The sequence below is a fragment of the Candidatus Pelagibacter sp. HIMB1485 genome (assembly GCF_052048055.1).
In the GTDB taxonomy this organism is placed as follows: Bacteria; Pseudomonadota; Alphaproteobacteria; order Pelagibacterales; family Pelagibacteraceae; genus Pelagibacter.
On sequence record NZ_JBNAIN010000001.1, the window covers coordinates 1 to 15915 of the forward strand.

The 15915-nt window shown below is 27.6% G+C and carries 19 protein-coding genes; 15 read left to right on the forward strand and 4 right to left on the reverse strand.

The window, feature by feature from the left end:
• Window positions 1-734 (reverse strand): A/G-specific adenine glycosylase (locus ACTTA4_RS00005; RefSeq protein ID WP_440632992.1); only part of this gene is annotated, 734 nt, incomplete at its 3' end.
• On the opposite strand from ACTTA4_RS00005, the gene ACTTA4_RS00010 reads away from it, so the two are divergent.
• The 15 genes from ACTTA4_RS00010 (at window position 735) to rnhA (ending at window position 13404) form a co-directional block, all read left to right on the forward strand.
• A complete protein-coding gene (locus ACTTA4_RS00010; protein WP_440632993.1) occupies window positions 735-1223 on the forward strand; it encodes a DUF721 domain-containing protein in 489 nt (162 codons plus the stop codon).
• Entirely contained in the window at window positions 1220-1798 is a 579-nt protein-coding gene (locus ACTTA4_RS00015; protein WP_440632994.1) for a thioredoxin domain-containing protein, read from the forward strand. Before ACTTA4_RS00010 ends, ACTTA4_RS00015 begins: the two co-directional genes overlap by 4 nt.
• Before the next feature lie 8 nt (window positions 1799-1806).
• Window positions 1807-4380, forward strand: a complete 2574-nt coding sequence (locus tag ACTTA4_RS00020; RefSeq protein WP_440632995.1) for a chromosome segregation SMC family protein — start codon at window positions 1807-1809, stop codon at window positions 4378-4380.
• Between the two features lie 9 nt (window positions 4381-4389).
• Window positions 4390-4665 (forward strand): AtpZ/AtpI family protein, encoded by a 276-nt coding sequence (locus tag ACTTA4_RS00025; protein ID WP_075506407.1) that lies wholly within the window; start codon window positions 4390-4392, stop codon window positions 4663-4665.
• Between the two features lie 9 nt (window positions 4666-4674).
• Entirely contained in the window at window positions 4675-5409 is a 735-nt protein-coding gene (locus ACTTA4_RS00030; RefSeq protein WP_440632996.1) for a F0F1 ATP synthase subunit A, read from the forward strand.
• 17 nt (window positions 5410-5426) lie between these two features.
• Entirely contained in the window at window positions 5427-5654 is a 228-nt protein-coding gene (locus tag ACTTA4_RS00035) for a F0F1 ATP synthase subunit C (RefSeq protein ID WP_006997791.1), read from the forward strand.
• Between the two features lie 4 nt (window positions 5655-5658).
• Window positions 5659-6249: a F0F1 ATP synthase subunit B family protein gene (locus ACTTA4_RS00040; protein WP_440632997.1), complete on the forward strand. Its 591-nt coding sequence runs from the start codon at window positions 5659-5661 to the stop codon at window positions 6247-6249.
• Window positions 6224-6736 (forward strand): F0F1 ATP synthase subunit B family protein, encoded by a 513-nt coding sequence (locus ACTTA4_RS00045; RefSeq protein ID WP_428080956.1) that lies wholly within the window; start codon window positions 6224-6226, stop codon window positions 6734-6736. Before ACTTA4_RS00040 ends, ACTTA4_RS00045 begins: the two co-directional genes overlap by 26 nt.
• Window positions 6737-6775: 39 nt before the next feature.
• Window positions 6776-8236, forward strand: coding sequence for a phytoene desaturase family protein (gene crtI, locus ACTTA4_RS00050; protein ID WP_440632998.1), 1461 nt, complete (start codon window positions 6776-6778; stop codon window positions 8234-8236).
• Window position 8237: 1 nt separating this feature from the next.
• Entirely contained in the window at window positions 8238-9089 is an 852-nt protein-coding gene (locus ACTTA4_RS00055) for a phytoene/squalene synthase family protein (RefSeq protein WP_440632999.1), read from the forward strand.
• The gene (locus tag ACTTA4_RS00060; protein WP_440633000.1) at window positions 9076-10140 is read left to right on the forward strand and encodes a lycopene cyclase family protein; all 1065 of its coding nucleotides are present in this window, start codon (window positions 9076-9078) and stop codon (window positions 10138-10140) included. Before ACTTA4_RS00055 ends, ACTTA4_RS00060 begins: the two co-directional genes overlap by 14 nt.
• Window positions 10141-10221: 81 nt before the next feature.
• Window positions 10222-11088, forward strand: coding sequence for a Brp/Blh family beta-carotene 15,15'-dioxygenase (locus ACTTA4_RS00065; RefSeq protein ID WP_440633001.1), 867 nt, complete (start codon window positions 10222-10224; stop codon window positions 11086-11088).
• Complete coding sequence (gene ispH / locus ACTTA4_RS00070; RefSeq protein WP_440633002.1) at window positions 11069-12013, forward strand: 4-hydroxy-3-methylbut-2-enyl diphosphate reductase; 945 nt, start codon at window positions 11069-11071, stop codon at window positions 12011-12013. The genes ACTTA4_RS00065 and ispH overlap by 20 nt, the downstream gene beginning before the upstream one ends.
• Window positions 12014-12979 (forward strand): homoserine kinase, encoded by a 966-nt coding sequence (locus ACTTA4_RS00075; RefSeq protein ID WP_440633003.1) that lies wholly within the window; start codon window positions 12014-12016, stop codon window positions 12977-12979. It abuts the gene before it with no gap.
• Window positions 12979-13404 (forward strand): ribonuclease HI, encoded by a 426-nt coding sequence (rnhA, locus tag ACTTA4_RS00080; protein WP_440633004.1) that lies wholly within the window; start codon window positions 12979-12981, stop codon window positions 13402-13404. Before ACTTA4_RS00075 ends, rnhA begins: the two co-directional genes overlap by 1 nt.
• Here the strand turns inward: rnhA and ACTTA4_RS00085 are convergent.
• Genes ACTTA4_RS00085 through ACTTA4_RS00095 form a run of 3 tightly spaced genes read right to left on the reverse strand, consistent with a single transcriptional unit; the run spans window position 13396 to window position 15913 of the window.
• Complete coding sequence (locus ACTTA4_RS00085; RefSeq protein ID WP_440633005.1) at window positions 13396-13881, reverse strand: peroxiredoxin; 486 nt, start codon at window positions 13879-13881, stop codon at window positions 13396-13398. The two genes, rnhA and ACTTA4_RS00085, sit on opposite strands and share 9 nt — an antisense overlap.
• Window positions 13878-15260, reverse strand: a complete 1383-nt coding sequence (gene thrC, locus ACTTA4_RS00090; protein WP_440633006.1) for a threonine synthase — start codon at window positions 15258-15260, stop codon at window positions 13878-13880. Before thrC ends, ACTTA4_RS00085 begins: the two co-directional genes overlap by 4 nt.
• Window positions 15260-15913: an SURF1 family protein gene (locus ACTTA4_RS00095; protein ID WP_440633007.1), complete on the reverse strand. Its 654-nt coding sequence runs from the start codon at window positions 15911-15913 to the stop codon at window positions 15260-15262. The genes thrC and ACTTA4_RS00095 overlap by 1 nt, the downstream gene beginning before the upstream one ends.
• Window positions 15914-15915 lie beyond the last annotated feature (2 nt).

Sequence of the window (15915 nt, forward strand, 5' to 3'; positions counted from 1 at the left end):
AATAAATATTGATTATTTTTTTTATAAACATTTAATTTATAATATGTTTCCTTGTTAATTTTCTTAAATTTCACTAAATCAAAATTTTTATTTTTAAAAGCTTTGCAATTATTAGATAATGGACATTTATTGCATGTAGGGTTTGTAGGTTTGCAAATTAATGCACCCAGTTCCATCAAAGCTTGAGCATAATCACTTGATCTTTTTGTCGATGTACCAAAAATTTTTTTTTGATCTTGTAAGAATTCTTTTTTAATTTGACTTTGTTTCTTTAAATATAAGTATCTTTTTAATACTCTTTCAATGTTTCCATCCAAAGGAATTATTGGTTTGTTAAATGCGATTGCTGAAATTGCACTTGCTGTATAATCACCAATACCTGGTAATGATTTTAATTCATAAAAATCTCTAGGTATTTTTTTATTGAATTTTTTAACAATTATTTGAGCAGTTTTTTTTAAATTTCTTACTCTTGAATAATACCCAAGACCTTCCCAAAGTTTGGTTAATTTTCTATCATTATATTTTGATAGCTTTTCAATATTAGGAATATTTTTAATAAATCTATTAAAATAAGGTATCACAGTAGCAACCTGAGTTTGTTGCAACATAAACTCGCTAACCAATGTAAAGTATTGTTTCTTTTCTTGTGAAACCTTATTTCTCCAAGGTAAAGATCTCTTATTTATATCGTACCAATTGAGAATTTTATTTGTTATTATTAGATCTTTCATATGCAATTTAAAAATAATACTAAGCAGAGAAATACTAGCATTCAAGGATTAAGATCTTTCAAAGACACTTTGCCAAAAAATCTAAAAAAAATTATTAATAAAAAAGGTCATATATATTCAGAAACACTCAGTAATTGGAAGTATTTAGTTGGGAATGAATTGTTTAAAGTATGTTTCCCAAAAAAATTCAAAAACTCAAATCGATTTGGTGTCAGTACTTTAGTTGTAATGGTTAAAAGGGGCCATGAAGTAGATGTGGAATATTCAAAAAAAAACATTTTAGATAAAATGAATAATTTTTTTGGCTACGATGTTGTTGAAAAGCTCAAATTTATTAGCTTTGATGACGAACAAAAAACTAGCAGTTTGAATGAAATTAATTCTAATAATGTGGCAATTAGTAAATATCGAGATAAAATCAAAGATGTTAAAAACGATAAGATTAAAAAATCATTAACAGAATTAACAAAAGTTTATAAAGAAAAATGAAAAAAATTATATTACTTGCCATAATTGTTTTGGGAAGCTTTTCAAATTTAAATGCTGAAGAAATAAAAAGAATTATTGTTGGAAATAAAGAAGCAAAAATAACTATAATTGCGTTTGAGTCACTAACTTGCAGCCATTGTGCTAATTTTCATAAAAACGTTTATCCAGAACTTAAAAAAGAATATCTGGACACAGGTCTTGCTAAAATAGAATTTAGACATTTTCCTTTAGATATTGCCGCCTTCAACGCTTCAAAAGTTGCTCAATGTAAAAATGATGGTAATGTTGATATTTTGGAAAGTTTATATGCTAACCAACAAAAATGGGTAAAGGGAAGCTCTATTGAAGAAGCAAATAAAAATCTTCAAATATTTTTAAAAAATGAAGGTTTCTCTATCGATTTTGAATCTTGTGTGAATAACAAAAATATTGAGGATTTTGTGTTAAATGACCGAATAGAGGGTGCAAAAAATTTCAAAGTAAACGCAACCCCTACGATAATAATAAACAACGAAAAATTCGAAAAAAAACTTAATTATAAAAATTTGAAAAAAGCACTAGAAAAAATGATATAAGTTAGTGCATGGAGTTTAAAAAAATCCAATTAAATGGATTTAAATCATTTGCCGAAAAAACAAATTTCTTAATAGAAGAAGGCCTTACTGGAATAGTTGGTCCTAATGGCTGTGGAAAGTCTAACATAGTTGAATCTTTGAGATGGGTGATGGGAGAGACTTCTGCAAAAAGTATGAGAGGTTCAGGAATGGAAGATGTAATTTTTTCAGGTACATCAAATAAAGCATCAAAAAATATTGCTGAAGTTTCCATAGAAGTAGAGAACAAAGAAAAAGAAGGTCCCATTCAGTATCGTGAATTAGAAAACATTCAAGTTAGACGAAAAATTGAAAAAGATAAGGGTTCTAAATTTTATATTAATGACAAAGAGGTAAGAGCAAGAGATGCTCAAATGTTTTTTGCAGATCTTTCAACGGGTGCACATTCTCCTTCTATGATTAGTCAAGGAAGAATTGGAGCTTTAGTCACAGCAAAACCTACTGATAGAAGAGCAATACTTGAAGAGGCAGCTGGAATTTCTGGTTTACATGTAAGAAGACATGAAGCTGAACTTAGACTTGGCGCGGCTGAAAATAATTTAAAAAGAGCTGATGAATTACGAAGGCAGCAAGAAAAACAATTGGCAAATCTTCAAAAGCAAGCAGAAGAAGCTACAAAATACAAATTAATTTCAGAAGAAATAAAAAAAATAGAGGCTGGTCTATATTATCTAAGATTATTGGATATCGATAAGGAGATAAGAATAGAAAATGAAATTAATACAGAGGCAGGAGGTGAAGTTGAAAGTTTCAACAATCAGATATCTGAACTTGAAAACTTAATAAAAACTTCAACCGATAAAGTTGCTCCACTTAGAGAAAAAAATATTGAGAATTTATCAAGAATACAGAGACTTAATTTGGAACTACAGAACCTAGATGAGGAAAATACTAGAATTCAAGATGAAATTGAAACAATTAAGAAATCAATAAAGACTTTAGACGAAGACATATCAAGAGAAAATGGAATTATTATTGATGCTAACTCTAATGAAAAAAGATTAAAGGAAGAAAAGTCAGACTTAATTGAAGTAGATTCAAAATATTTTGAAACAGAAAAGTTATCAAACGAAGATCTAGAAAATGCAAAAAATGAACTTGAAAGAGAGCAAAAAGAAGTTGACGAAGTTGTTAATAATTTAGCCGACGATACAATTAAAATAAGCATTGGTCCTATAAAGAATGTAAAAAATTCAATTACTAGAGCAAAAGAATTAATTGATAGTAATGAGATAAATCAAGCAGTTACATTACTAGATAGATGTAATATGGAATTAGACAATTTTATTAATGATTTAAAAAATGAAAAATCAAGAACAGAGCTATTAAGTGTAAATGAGAAATCTCAAAATATAAAAATACTTCAAGAAAAATATGCTGATGCATATAGTAAAAATCAGTCAATAAAGAATGAATCAGTAAAAAGAAATGAAAGAATAAAAACAATAGAGACTGAAATAGAAAGCTGGAAAAATCTTTTATCTAATTCAGAAAAGATGGTAAATGAATTAACTGAAAGAAAAAATAAATTATCTAAACAATTAAATGATTTAGAAAATCAGCCAAGAGTACAAGCAGAAAGAAAAGGTCAAATTACAGAAAATTTAAGAATTTCTGATGAAGAAAAAATAGAGAACGAAAAAATTATAGAAGAAACTGATAAAAAAATTGAAACTTTAAGAGTTCAACTAAATGAAATACAAGAGCAATCAATTCAAATTAGAGAGCGAAAAGCTAGCTCAGGTGCAACCATAGAAGGTTTACAAAAAAGAAAAAATGATTTGCTTGATAGGGTTAATACAGAATTAAATTTAACAGAAGAAAATATTTTAGAAAATTCAAATTTATTTGGAGTTGAAGAACTTCCAAATCATGTTGATCAAGAAGATGCATTAGATAAAAAAAAACAACAAAGAGATCAATTAGGTTCTGTAAATTTAAAAGCAGATGAGGAAACTAGTAAGTATGAAGAAGAAATAAAAAAAATGGAACAAGATCGTAGTGACCTAGTTACCGCAATTGTTAAACTTAAAGATAGTATTGATGAGCTAAATCAAAAAGGAAGGGAAAGACTTGTTGAGGCATTTGAAAAAGTTAACAGAAAATTTAATGAGGTTTATACAAAACTTTTTAATGGAGGAAATGCCAAGCTTGAATTAGTAGACTCTGATGATCCATTAGAAGCTGGTTTAGAAATGTTGGTCAGTCCACCAGGAAAAAGGCTTCAATCTATAACTTTATTATCTGGTGGTGAACAAGCACTAACTGCCCTATCTTTAATATTTGCAGTATTTTTAACTAACCCTTCTCCAATTTGTGTTTTAGATGAGGTGGATGCTCCTCTTGATGATGCTAACGTTACAAGATTTTGTAGCTTGCTAGAGGAGTTAATTAAAATTACTAACACTAAATTTATAATTGTTACTCACCACGCCTTAACAATGTCTAAAATGAACAGGCTATATGGAGTAACTATGCCGCAAAAAGGGATAAGCCAACTGGTAGCTGTAGACCTGCAAAAAGCAGAAAGTATGGTTGCTTAACCAAAATAAATGGCAAAAGACCCTTTTAAAACTCGCTTAGAGATTGCAAAAAGCAAGATTTCTAAGAAAAATCTTTATAACAAGAAGGATAATCCCTCACCTATTGGAACTGCATTCAAATTGAGCACAGAACTTGTTTCTGCAGTGGCTGTCGGGACAATTATTGGGTTTATTTTTGACAAGACCTTTGGTACTAAACCCTGGTTTATATTAATATTTTTTTTTGTTGGGGTGATCGCTGGAATAACAAACGTGATTAGATCAGCAAAAAAGATGCAAAAATAAGTTAGTACTATGGCAGCAAACCCGATGTCCCAATTCGATGTTTATAGAATTGGACCTGAAATTAAAGTTGGAGCATTTGATATATCTTTTACAAACGCAAGTTTGTTTATGATTATAAGTACAATTTCTATTTTATTAATTTTTAATTTAGGATCTAAGAAAAATTCAATCTTACCAAATAAAATTCAATTATTAGCAGAACTTAGCTACACCTTTGTTGCTAAAATGATTAGTGATACAGCTGGTTCTAAAGCAAAACCATATTTTGCATTTATTTTTTCATTGTTCATGTTTGTTTTATTTTGCAACATGTTTGGAATGATACCGTACACATTCACTGTAACTAGTCATATTATCGTTACATTTGTTCTTGCTGCATTTATCTTTATTGGCGTAACAGTAATTGGATTTATTAAACATGGTTTTGGATATTTAAAATTATTTGTACCAAGTGGAGTACCAGCAGTATTACTTCCTTTAATAGTAGTTATTGAAATTATTTCTTATTTAAGTAGACCAATAAGTCTATCAGTTAGATTATTTGCAAATATGATGGCCGGTCATACAATGATGAAAGTTTTCGGAGGCTTTGTAATTAGTCTTGGAATAGTTGGTGGATGGCTTCCACTAAGTTTTTCGGTTGCATTAACTGGTTTGGAGATATTAGTTGCTTTTCTTCAAGCATATGTTTTTGCAATTTTAACCTGCATCTATTTAAATGATGCATTAAATTTACACCATTAATAACAGAGGAGGATATAATGGAATTAGAAGCAGCAAAAATGATCGGAGCAGGTTTAGCAGCAATAGCTTTAGCTGGTGCCGGTGTTGGTATTGGAATAATTTTTGGAAATTATTTATCAGGTGCTATGAGAAACCCATCAGCAGCTCAGAAACAATTTCCTAACCTACTTTTAGGTTTTGCACTTGCTGAAGCAACAGGATTATTTGGATTAGTTGTTGCATTGATTATTTTATTTGCATTTTAAGTTAATGGTCAAAAAAATATATCTTCATCTAATATTTTTAAGCTTCTTTTTTATTAAAGAAGCTTTTGCCGCTGAAAGTGGAGGTATGCCTCAATTAAATCCAGAGTTTTGGGTTTCTCAGATTTTCTGGTTAGTACTTACTTTTGGGATAATGTATTTGGTTTTATCTAAATTAATTCTTCCAAAAATTAGTAACAACTTAGAGTCTAGAAAATCTCAAATTCTAGAAAATATTGAGGCAGCTGAAAAACAAAGAGAAGATAGTGAGACCAAACTTAAAGAATATGATCAAATAATTTTAAAAAGCAAAACTGAAGCTAATGCTATGTTTAATCAAGCAAGAGAAAAAGCAGTTAAAGATATAAACGCTAAAAGAGAAGTTCTTGATAAACAAATAGATGACGAAATAGCTAAAGCGGAAAAAGAAATCCAAGCTTTAAGAGATAATGCGCCTGATAAAATAAATAAAATTGCTATAGAAACGTCATCCGAGTTACTTCAAAAACTTATTGGTGCTGAAGTAAATAATAGCAGCATATCAGCAATTGTTGACGATCTATCTAGAAGAAATGGAGATAAATACTATGGCAATTGATGCAACTTTCTGGGTAGCAATATCATTTGTAATCTTCATCGGGGTTTTAGTTTACTTTAAAATTCCACAAAAAGTTTCTCAAATGCTTGACGGTATGATTTCTGATATCAAAAATGAGATAGATGAAAGTGAAAAATTGAGAACAGAAGCAAAAACTTTACTCGATAATGCTCAAAAAAAATTAGATACCGCTACTTCTGTAAGTAATGAAATTTTGGAAAATGCAAAAAAAGAGTCGGATAAATTAATAATAGATTTAAATGATAAATTTCATAAATCATCAGAAATTAAAAAAAGTTTGGCTGAAAATAAAATTAGCCAAATGAAAGAGGCTGCATTAAAAGAAATAAAAGATGCTTCAATCAAAATAGCGGTGGACTCAGTAAAAAAAATCATAACCACATCAGTTGATAAATCTAAACTGGATGCTGTATTTCAAAAAAATTTAGAAGAAACTAAAGAACAGCTAAAAAAAATAAACTCATAATACGGTTACAATTTCCTGAAAAAACTATAAATTACAGCAATGAATTCTATAGTTATTGGATCTGGATTTGGTGGTATTGCTGCAGCAATAAGACTAAGAGCCAAAGGACATAAAGTAAAATTAATAGAAAAACATTCAGATCTAGGTGGAAGAGCTAGAGTTTTCAAAAAAGATGGTTTTACCTATGATGCTGGGCCAACAGTAATAACAGCTCCATATTTAATTAACGAACTATTCAGTTTGTTTGATAAAAATCCTGAGGACTACATAAAACTAACCCCACTTAAAATTTGGTATCAATTTGTGTTTGAGGACCAAACTAAATTTAATTACTCAGGTGATGAAATAGAAATGAAAAAACAAATTGAAAATTTGAGTCAAGAAGATGTTAAGGGGTATGAAGATTTAGTAAATTTTACCAAAAAAATTTTTGAGAAAGGATTTTTAGAACTTGCAGATGTTCCATTTGATAGACCATTTTTTATGATGAAACAGTTGCCAGCATTATTAAAACTTAAGAGTTATAAATCAGTTTATTCATTAGTATCGTCTTATGTAAAAAATGAAAAATTAAGAAGGATGTTTAGTATGCATCCACTTTTGGTTGGTGGAAATCCGTTCACAACTACTTCCATTTATGGGCTAATTCTTTATTTAGAAAAAAAATGGGGCATTCATTATTCAATGGGTGGCACAGGAAATATAATTAAAGGATTTGAAAAGTTAATGAAGGAAATGGAAATCGAAATAATAAAAAATACTGAGGTAAGAGAAATTATTACTAAGAATAATAAAATTACTGGTGTTGTAGTCGACAATGAAGAGATTATCGAAGCTGATAACGTTATTTGTAATGCAGACCCTCCTGCTTTTTATGAAAAGATGACTAGTAAAAACTTAAAAAATTCAATGCTGTTTGATTGGAAACAAAAAAGGATGGATTACTCAATGGGTTTATTTGTTTATTATTTTGGAACCAAAAAAGTATATGAAAACGTTGAGCATCATACAATTAAATTTGGAAACAAATATAAAGAACATCTAGATGATATTTTTGATTATAAAAAATTAAATAACGATATTAGCTATTATCTCCATAGACCCTCTGCAACAGATAAGAGTATGGCTCCTGAGGGAAGTGATTGTTTTTATGTATTAGTGCCAGTTCCAAACAATCAATCAAATATAGATTGGCAAATAGAAGGAGAGAAAATGAAAAATCTTGTAGTTGATAAAATGGAAAATGATTTAATGCCAAATCTTAGAAATAATATTGTATCTGACTTTTATCTTACACCTGATTATTTTGAGAAAGAACTAAATACAAAATATGGATCAGGTTTTTCAATTCAGCCTAAATTCACTCAATCAGCTTATTTTAGATTTCATAATAAATCAGAAATTTATGACGGTTTATATTTTGTTGGTGCCGGAACTCACCCGGGTGCGGGCGTACCAGGAGTACTTTCATCTGCAAAAGTATTAGATAAATTGATTTAGAATGTTAACTAAAAATTATTTAGCAACCTATGCAAAATCATTTAATTGGGCTGGTTTTTTTTTGCCAAAAAAAACTTATGATAAATGTTCTGCGCTTTATGATTTTTGTAGAGAAGCAGATAATATTGCAGACGATCCAGGAAAATTAGAAGACAAAATAATTAAATTTGAAAACTTTAAGAAAGATTTTTTAAATAAAAACTATCAAAACATTGTCATTAAAAATATTTGGGAACTTATAGATGAATTTAACATTTCAACAAAAGTAATTAATGATTTATTTGATGGGATTAACTCAGATATAAAAGAAAGAGTAGAATTAAAATCAAAAAAAGAATTATTAATATACTCTTATAGAGTAGCAGGCACAGTTGGTTTAATGATGGCAAAAATTTTAAAAGTTAATAAGACAAATTCTTTAAGATCAGCTATCGATCTTGGAATAGCAATGCAGCTTACCAATATTTCAAGAGACGTAATTGAAGATAAAAATAATAAAAGAATTTATATCAATGAAAATTTCAACGACATCGTATCTACCATTTCTTTGTCTGAAAAATTTTATAAAAATTCTTTTTACTCAATTAAAGAAATACCTTTAAGTTTCAGATTCTCTATTTTAGTTGCAAGACGAGTCTACAGAAAAATTGGATACAAAATAATTAATAAAAATAATTTAGAAAATTATAAAAATTCTGGAAAAATTTATGTAACAAAAATTGAAAAAATCATTGAAACTTTTTTATCAATTTTTGATTTAATAATTTTAATATTTACAAATAAAAATGATAATAACATTGAACATGATCATTCATTAATTAATGAAGAGATAAATTTAAATGAAAGATTTTGATTACATAATTATCGGTGGTGGTTGTGCAGGCTTGTCTTTGGCTTATGAACTTGAAATTTCTGATAAATTAAAAAATAAATCTTTAGCTATAATTGAGCCTAGAGACCAATATAAAAGAGATAAAACTTGGTCATTTTGGAAAGTATTTCCACACAATTTTGATGATTGTGTCAAAAAAAGTTGGGATAATTTTTCCATAAACATTCCTAATGATACAAAGTTTATTGATTGTAAGCTAACACCTTATCAATCTATAGATAGTGGAAAATTTTATGACAAAATTCTTTCAAAGCTTAAATTAAATGAAAATATAAAATTTTTTAAAAATATTAATGATATTGAATTATCAAATTCAATAATTTTTAATAGCGTTCCAAATTATGAAAATAAGGCAAATAATTTGTGGCAACATTTTTGTGGTGTGGAAATAGAAACTGAAAAAGATTTTTTTGATGACCAAATATTTAACTTAATGGATTTTGCATGCGATCAAAAAAATGAGGTTCATTTTTTTTACACCTTACCTTTTTCAAAAAAAAGTGCACTTGTGGAAACTACCTGGATATCAAATTTAAGTAATGAAAATATAAAAGACTATGATAATCAAATAGATCAATACTTAAAAAACCATTTAAATATTAGAAATTATAAAATCAATTTTAAAGAAGAAGGCTCTATACCTTTATTTAGAAATAAAAATCTTAAAAAATTAAACGAAATATATATTGGATCAGCCGGTGATATGACAAGATTAAGCACAGGTTACACCTTTTTAAATATTCAGGAACACAGCAAATATATAGCAGAAAACATTGAAAATATTTCTAAAGCTAAATTGTTTAAAATTAAAAAAAAATATGATTTATTGGACAACATTTTTTTGAAAGTTTTAAGAAATAACTCTTCAGATATGGGGGAAATTTTCTTTAAAATGTTCAATAGTTCACCTAAGACTGCTATTAATTTCTTATCTAATAAAAGTAATTTTTTGGAAGATTTAGAAATAATTTTAAAAATGCCTAAATGGAAATTTTTAAAAGAATTATTTTAAATGACTAATCAATTAATAAAAAAAATTAACCTTAATCATTCATTTATATTTTTTTTGTTAATTAATTTATTTTCCGTCGTTATGTTTAAATTAAATTATTTAGATATTTCATCATCAATATGCTTATTTTTAATTTTAACTATTGGAGTTTCACACGGTGCATTAGATAATATTAAAGGTAAAAAACTTCTTAAATTATTTAATTTTGAAAAAATATATATTTTCTATATCTTTTATATTTTTATAGCAGTTTGCGTCATTATTTTTTGGTTACTCTTACCTGCAACCACACTGTTAGTTTTTCTTATAGTGGCAGCATTTCATTTTGGTAAAGAAGATACACAATTTTTAATAAACAAAAAATCGTACTTAATTCAATTATTATACCTTTTAAAAGGATCACTCATAATTCTTGCCCCGCTTTTTTTTCATTTTGATGATACTGTGAAAATATTCAAATCTTTACTTGTTGTTAATGAAAATTTTTATTTATTCTTAGAATTTTTAGAAGAAAAAAAGATAATCGAGATATCAATTATTTTGAGTTCATTATCAAGTATATTTTTATTTATTGATAAGTTTGAATTAAAAAAATTCACTATTTTTTTCGATTATTTCTCAATTATAATTTTAAATTACTACTTTACTCCTTTAACAGCTTTTACAATTTATTTTTGTTTTTTACATTCTGTGAGGCACTCTATTTCACTTGCGATAGACCTTGATGAAAACAATCTCCAAAATGGACTAAAATTATTTATTTTAAAGGCTTTACCACTTACTCTTTTAACAATCTTTATTTCAATAATTGTATTATTTTTATTAAATGACGTTAATTATATAGATGATGCAATCTTAAAACTAATTTTTATTGGTTTGGCGTCTTTAACCTTTCCACATATATTGCTGGAATATTTTTTAGAGAAAAATGAAAAACAAACAAATTAAAATTTTACTTTCTGCTCCAAGAGGTTTTTGTGCTGGTGTTGAGAGAGCTATAGAGATTGTAGAAAAATCTATTCAAAAATATGGATCGCCAGTTTATGTTAGACACGAAATCGTTCATAACAAGCATGTTGTTGATAATTTAAAAAATAAAGGTGCTATCTTTGTTGAAGAATTAGAGGAAATTAATGACAAATCTAGACCCGTTATTTTTTCTGCGCACGGTGTTCCAAAAAAAATACCAGAAGATGCTGAAAATTATAAAATGACTTATGTAGATGCTACTTGTCCACTAGTTTCTAAAGTTCATAGAGAAGCGGAAAACTTAAATAAAGCTGGTTATCATATTATTTTGATAGGTCATGAGAACCATCCAGAAGTAATAGGCACTATGGGCCAATTACCCAAAGGATCTATTGATTTAGTTCAAAATGAAGCTGAAGCAATGGAGTATAAAACCAATCCTAAAGAAAAATTGGCTTATATAACTCAAACAACACTATCTGTTGATGACACTAAAGAAATAATAAAAATTTTGAAAGATAGATATACAAACATTAAAGAGCCAGCAAAAGAGGATATTTGTTATGCAACAACTAATAGACAAATGGCAGTAAAAAATATTGCAAAAAAGTGTGATATGTTTTTTGTAATAGGTAGTAGAAACTCTTCAAATTCAGTTAGACTTGTTGAAGTAGCCAAAAAATCAGGTTGTCAAAATTCACAACTTTTTCATTCTGAAAGTGAAATTCCTTTTGATCAAATACAGAATTCAAATACTATTGGTATATCATCAGGAGCATCAGCACCCGAAATTCTTGTAAAAGATTTTATTAATGAATTAAAAAAAAAATTTTCTATAAATGTTGAAGAAGTAGAAATTATAAAAGAAAATGTAGTCTTTAAAGTTCCTAACAAATTAAATTAAATGGCTGTATATACAAAAATAAATCAGAGTGATATCAATATAATAAACAACAAGTTTAATATTGAAAAAATTTTAAGTTTCCAAGGAATTACTAAAGGAATTGAAAATACAAATTACATTTTAAAATCCAAAAATAAAAAGTTTATTCTCACAATTTTTGAGAAGAGAGTTCTTCCAAAAGAGATACCTTTTTTTATGAAATTAATGGATCAATTAAATGATTCAAAAATTAATTGCCCAAGACCACTTAAAACTAAAGACAAAAATTATTTAATTAAACTAAAAAATAAAACAGCCTGTATTGTCACTTTCTTAAGTGGAAAAGATAAAAAGAAAGTTAACGAAAGTGACTGCTATGCTATTGGAAAAGCAATAGCTAAAATGCATATGGTTACTAAGAAGATAAAATTTACTAGAAAAAATTCAATGGGTGTAAAATATTTAAAACCTTTACTCCAGAGTATTAAATTTAAATCAAATAAAGGATCAAATTTGAAAAAATTTTTATTTAATAATTTTAATGATATTAAAAAAAATTGGCCAAAAAAACTTCCTTCTGGGATTATACATGGTGATTTATTCGTAGATAATATTTTTTTTAATAAAAATAAGCTGTCAGGAATTATAGACTTTTACTTTGCTGCTAACGATTACTATATGTATGAAATAGCAATCTGTATTAATGCACTGTGTTTTGATGAAAAAAATAAAAAATTTGTAATTAATAAGAAGAAAGTTGATAAATTAATCAAGGGCTACAACAGTGTTAAGAAAATTAAATCAAATGAAAAAAACAATTTAAATATTTTGTGTAGAGGTGCTGCTCTTAGATATCTGCTAACTAGACTATATGATTATACAAATACTCCAAAAACAGCATTAATCAAAATTAAGGATCCAAACGAATATTATCAAAAACTTATTACCCACAACAATTTGAATAGTTTTAAAGATTATTTGATTTAATGATTAAAATTTATACTGATGGCTCATGTTTAAAAAATCCAGGAAATGGTGGATGGGCAGCAATAATATGTACTGATAATGAAGTGAAAAAAATAAGTGGAAGTGAAAAAGATACAACAAATAATAGAATGGAATTAATGGCGACAATCAATGCATTAAAAGAAGTAAATTCTGAAGATTTGATAGAAATCTACACAGATTCTAAATATGTTAAAAATGGAATTACTGATTGGATCCACAATTGGATTAAAAATAATTGGAAAACATCTAATAAAGAGGATGTTAAAAATAAAGATTTATGGGTTCAATTGCATGATTTGAATAATAATTCTAAAATTAAGTGGAACTGGGTTAAAGCTCATGCTGGAAATCCACTAAATGAAGAAGTTGATTTATTAGCTAAAAAAGCTGCAAGTCTAGATTAATTTAAAGAAATTTTCTGCTGCTGAGATTTCACAAGATCCTGTATCTGCTTCTTCCTGAAGTTTAACAACCTTCATGTTATCAACAAACATCGTGTATCTATTAGATCTAATTCCTAAACCTCTGCCACTTTTATCAACATCTGCACCAATTTCTTTTGTAAAATTAAGAAATGGGTCACCCATCATAAGAATTTTTTCACCTACATCATTTTGTTTACCCCAAGCATTCATCACAAAGGGATCATTTACTGAAATACAAATTATATGATCAATACCTTTTTCTTTATATTGATCATGCATCTTAATATATCCTGGCAAATGTTTGGCAGAACATACAGAAGTATATGCCCCAGGTAGTCCAAATATTACAACTTTTTTGTCTTTAAAAAAATCTTCTATATTTTTTTTTACAGGCTCTCCATCTTGAAGAACAAAAATTTCTGAATTTGGCAGGTTATCGTTTTCTTTTATTTTCATTTGGATCTATCTTTAATATGTTCTTTTACTTTTTCAATATCATTTTCAAGAATATCATAATTTTCTTTCTCATTTAATATAAATTGAAGTTCATTTGGTAACTCAGCTTTAATATTTATAGCACTTTGAATTGCATCAGGAAACTTACATGGATGTGCTGTTGCTAGCACAACATTATTACCATTGAGATTGTTTTTATCAAAAGCTCCATAACCAATTGCAGTATGAGGGTCTAAAACAATATTAAATTCTTGATAAACAGACTTAATAATATCAAGTGTTTCAGTCTCGCTCATTCTTGCTGATAAGAAATCTTGATTAATTAAATTTAACTTTTCTTTATCAATTGAATATTTTCCTTCTTCTTTAATTTTCATCATGTCTTTTGATGTTTGTTCTGAATTCTTATCATTCAAATCAAAAATAAGTCTCTCAAAGTTACTTGCAATCTGTATATCCATACTAGGAGAAATAGTTTCAGAAACAGTTTCAGCCTCGTAATTACCGTTTGAAATAGCTCTATGGAGAATGTCATTTTGATTTGTTGCAACAATCAATTTATTAATGGGCAAACCCATTTTTTTGGCTAAATAACCTGCGTATACATCTCCAAAATTCCCTGTGGGAACAGAAAAATTAGTGGGTTTAGTGTGATCTTCAATGAGATAATAGCTGTAAAAGTAATAAACACATTGAGCAATAATTCTTGCCCAGTTGATTGAATTTACACCTGACATATTAATATCTTGAGAAAATTTTGTGTCAGAAAACATTGATTTAACTAAGTTTTGGCAGTCATCAAAATTTCCTTTAATAGCGATATTAAATACATTTTCATGTTTTCCAGTAGTCATGATTTTTCGCTGAACAGAAGAAACTCGATTATCAGGATGTAGTACAAAAATATTTAAATTTTCTTTTCCTTTTATTGCATCTATAGCTGCTGCCCCTGTATCTCCAGATGTGGCAACTACAATATTAATTTTTTCTTTTTGCTTGCTTAAATAAAATTCATAAAAATTTCCAAGAAGTTGCATAGCAACATCCTTAAAGGCTAGTGTTGGGCCATGAAATAACTCTAAGACTGATCGATCTCCTATTTTTATGAAATCAATTACATTTTCTCTCCTAAAAACAGAATAAGATTTATCAATTATTTTAGACAATTCATCTTTATCCATAAAATTTCCTATAAAAGGGAAAATAATTTTTTTTGCTAAATCTGAATAATTAAGTGATCTCAATTCTTTAATTTCTTTTTCACTATAGTTTGGAAGTGAACTGGGAATAAACAAACCCCCATCATCAGCAAGACCTTTGATAAAAACATCCTTAAATTCGTAAGTTTTAGTAGTATCTCTAGTGCTGACGTATCTCATTAATAATTTTTTTTTCTAAAGTATAGATATATTAAAAGAATCGAAATCGCCATCGAAAACCAAGTAATTGCATACTTTTTATGATTGTTTGAAATTTTAGCAGTGATCACTCTTGGTCTTGGGTTTTCGTAGTTACCATTTAAATAAATAATATATTTTGAAAAGTTTTTTCCTGTAAATTTTAAAATATCTTCCCGATCTAGTGTAAACCAATAATTTTTATCTATTTCATTCTTGGGTTTGAAAGAGCTTGATTTTGATTGAAGCATTAAAGTACCAATAATATTTTTTTGATCAACAACATTAATCTCTGGTTTGTTTTTTTGGTCAAAAGATATCCAGCCTCTATTAATTAAATAATCTTCATTTCCTATTTTAATTGGGTTAATAACTTCAAATCCAGGTTTACCAGTTTCGTTAAGATTATAGAGATAAATTTGTTTTTCAAAATCAATTTGTCCTGATGTTTTTATTCTTAAATAATTTTTTTTTTCTACATTTTGAAGCTCAACAGGATCAATCTTTAAAGAATTTTCAATTTGATTGATTAGATCTAATTTCCAACTCAATCTATACAATTGCCAAAAGCCTAATGACAACAAAACTAAAATTATAAAATAAACAAAAACTGAAAATAGAAGCTTATTCTTCAAGG

Bases quoted from the DNA above. Each gene is read 5' to 3' on its own strand.
- ACTTA4_RS00055 (WP_440632999.1), top strand. From the start codon at position 8,238: ATGTTAACTAAAAATTATTTAGCAACCTATGCAAAATCATTTAATTGG.
- ACTTA4_RS00065 (WP_440633001.1), top strand. From the start codon at position 10,222: ATGTTTAAATTAAATTATTTAGATATTTCATCATCAATATGCTTATTT.
- ACTTA4_RS00025 (WP_075506407.1), top strand. From the start codon at position 4,390: ATGGCAAAAGACCCTTTTAAAACTCGCTTAGAGATTGCAAAAAGCAAG.
- rnhA (WP_440633004.1), top strand. From the start codon at position 12,979: ATGATTAAAATTTATACTGATGGCTCATGTTTAAAAAATCCAGGAAAT.
- ACTTA4_RS00040 (WP_440632997.1), top strand. From the start codon at position 5,659: ATGGTCAAAAAAATATATCTTCATCTAATATTTTTAAGCTTCTTTTTT.
- ACTTA4_RS00030 (WP_440632996.1), top strand. From the start codon at position 4,675: ATGGCAGCAAACCCGATGTCCCAATTCGATGTTTATAGAATTGGACCT.
- ACTTA4_RS00020 (WP_440632995.1), top strand. From the start codon at position 1,807: ATGGAGTTTAAAAAAATCCAATTAAATGGATTTAAATCATTTGCCGAA.
- ACTTA4_RS00010 (WP_440632993.1), top strand. From the start codon at position 735: ATGCAATTTAAAAATAATACTAAGCAGAGAAATACTAGCATTCAAGGA.
- thrC (WP_440633006.1), bottom strand. From the start codon at position 15,260: ATGAGATACGTCAGCACTAGAGATACTACTAAAACTTACGAATTTAAG.
- crtI (WP_440632998.1), top strand. From the start codon at position 6,776: ATGAATTCTATAGTTATTGGATCTGGATTTGGTGGTATTGCTGCAGCA.
- ACTTA4_RS00085 (WP_440633005.1), bottom strand. From the start codon at position 13,881: ATGAAAATAAAAGAAAACGATAACCTGCCAAATTCAGAAATTTTTGTT.
- ACTTA4_RS00060 (WP_440633000.1), top strand. From the start codon at position 9,076: ATGAAAGATTTTGATTACATAATTATCGGTGGTGGTTGTGCAGGCTTG.
- ACTTA4_RS00045 (WP_428080956.1), top strand. From the start codon at position 6,224: ATGGAGATAAATACTATGGCAATTGATGCAACTTTCTGGGTAGCAATA.
- ispH (WP_440633002.1), top strand. From the start codon at position 11,069: ATGAAAAACAAACAAATTAAAATTTTACTTTCTGCTCCAAGAGGTTTT.
- ACTTA4_RS00075 (WP_440633003.1), top strand. From the start codon at position 12,014: ATGGCTGTATATACAAAAATAAATCAGAGTGATATCAATATAATAAAC.
- ACTTA4_RS00015 (WP_440632994.1), top strand. From the start codon at position 1,220: ATGAAAAAAATTATATTACTTGCCATAATTGTTTTGGGAAGCTTTTCA.
- ACTTA4_RS00035 (WP_006997791.1), top strand. From the start codon at position 5,427: ATGGAATTAGAAGCAGCAAAAATGATCGGAGCAGGTTTAGCAGCAATA.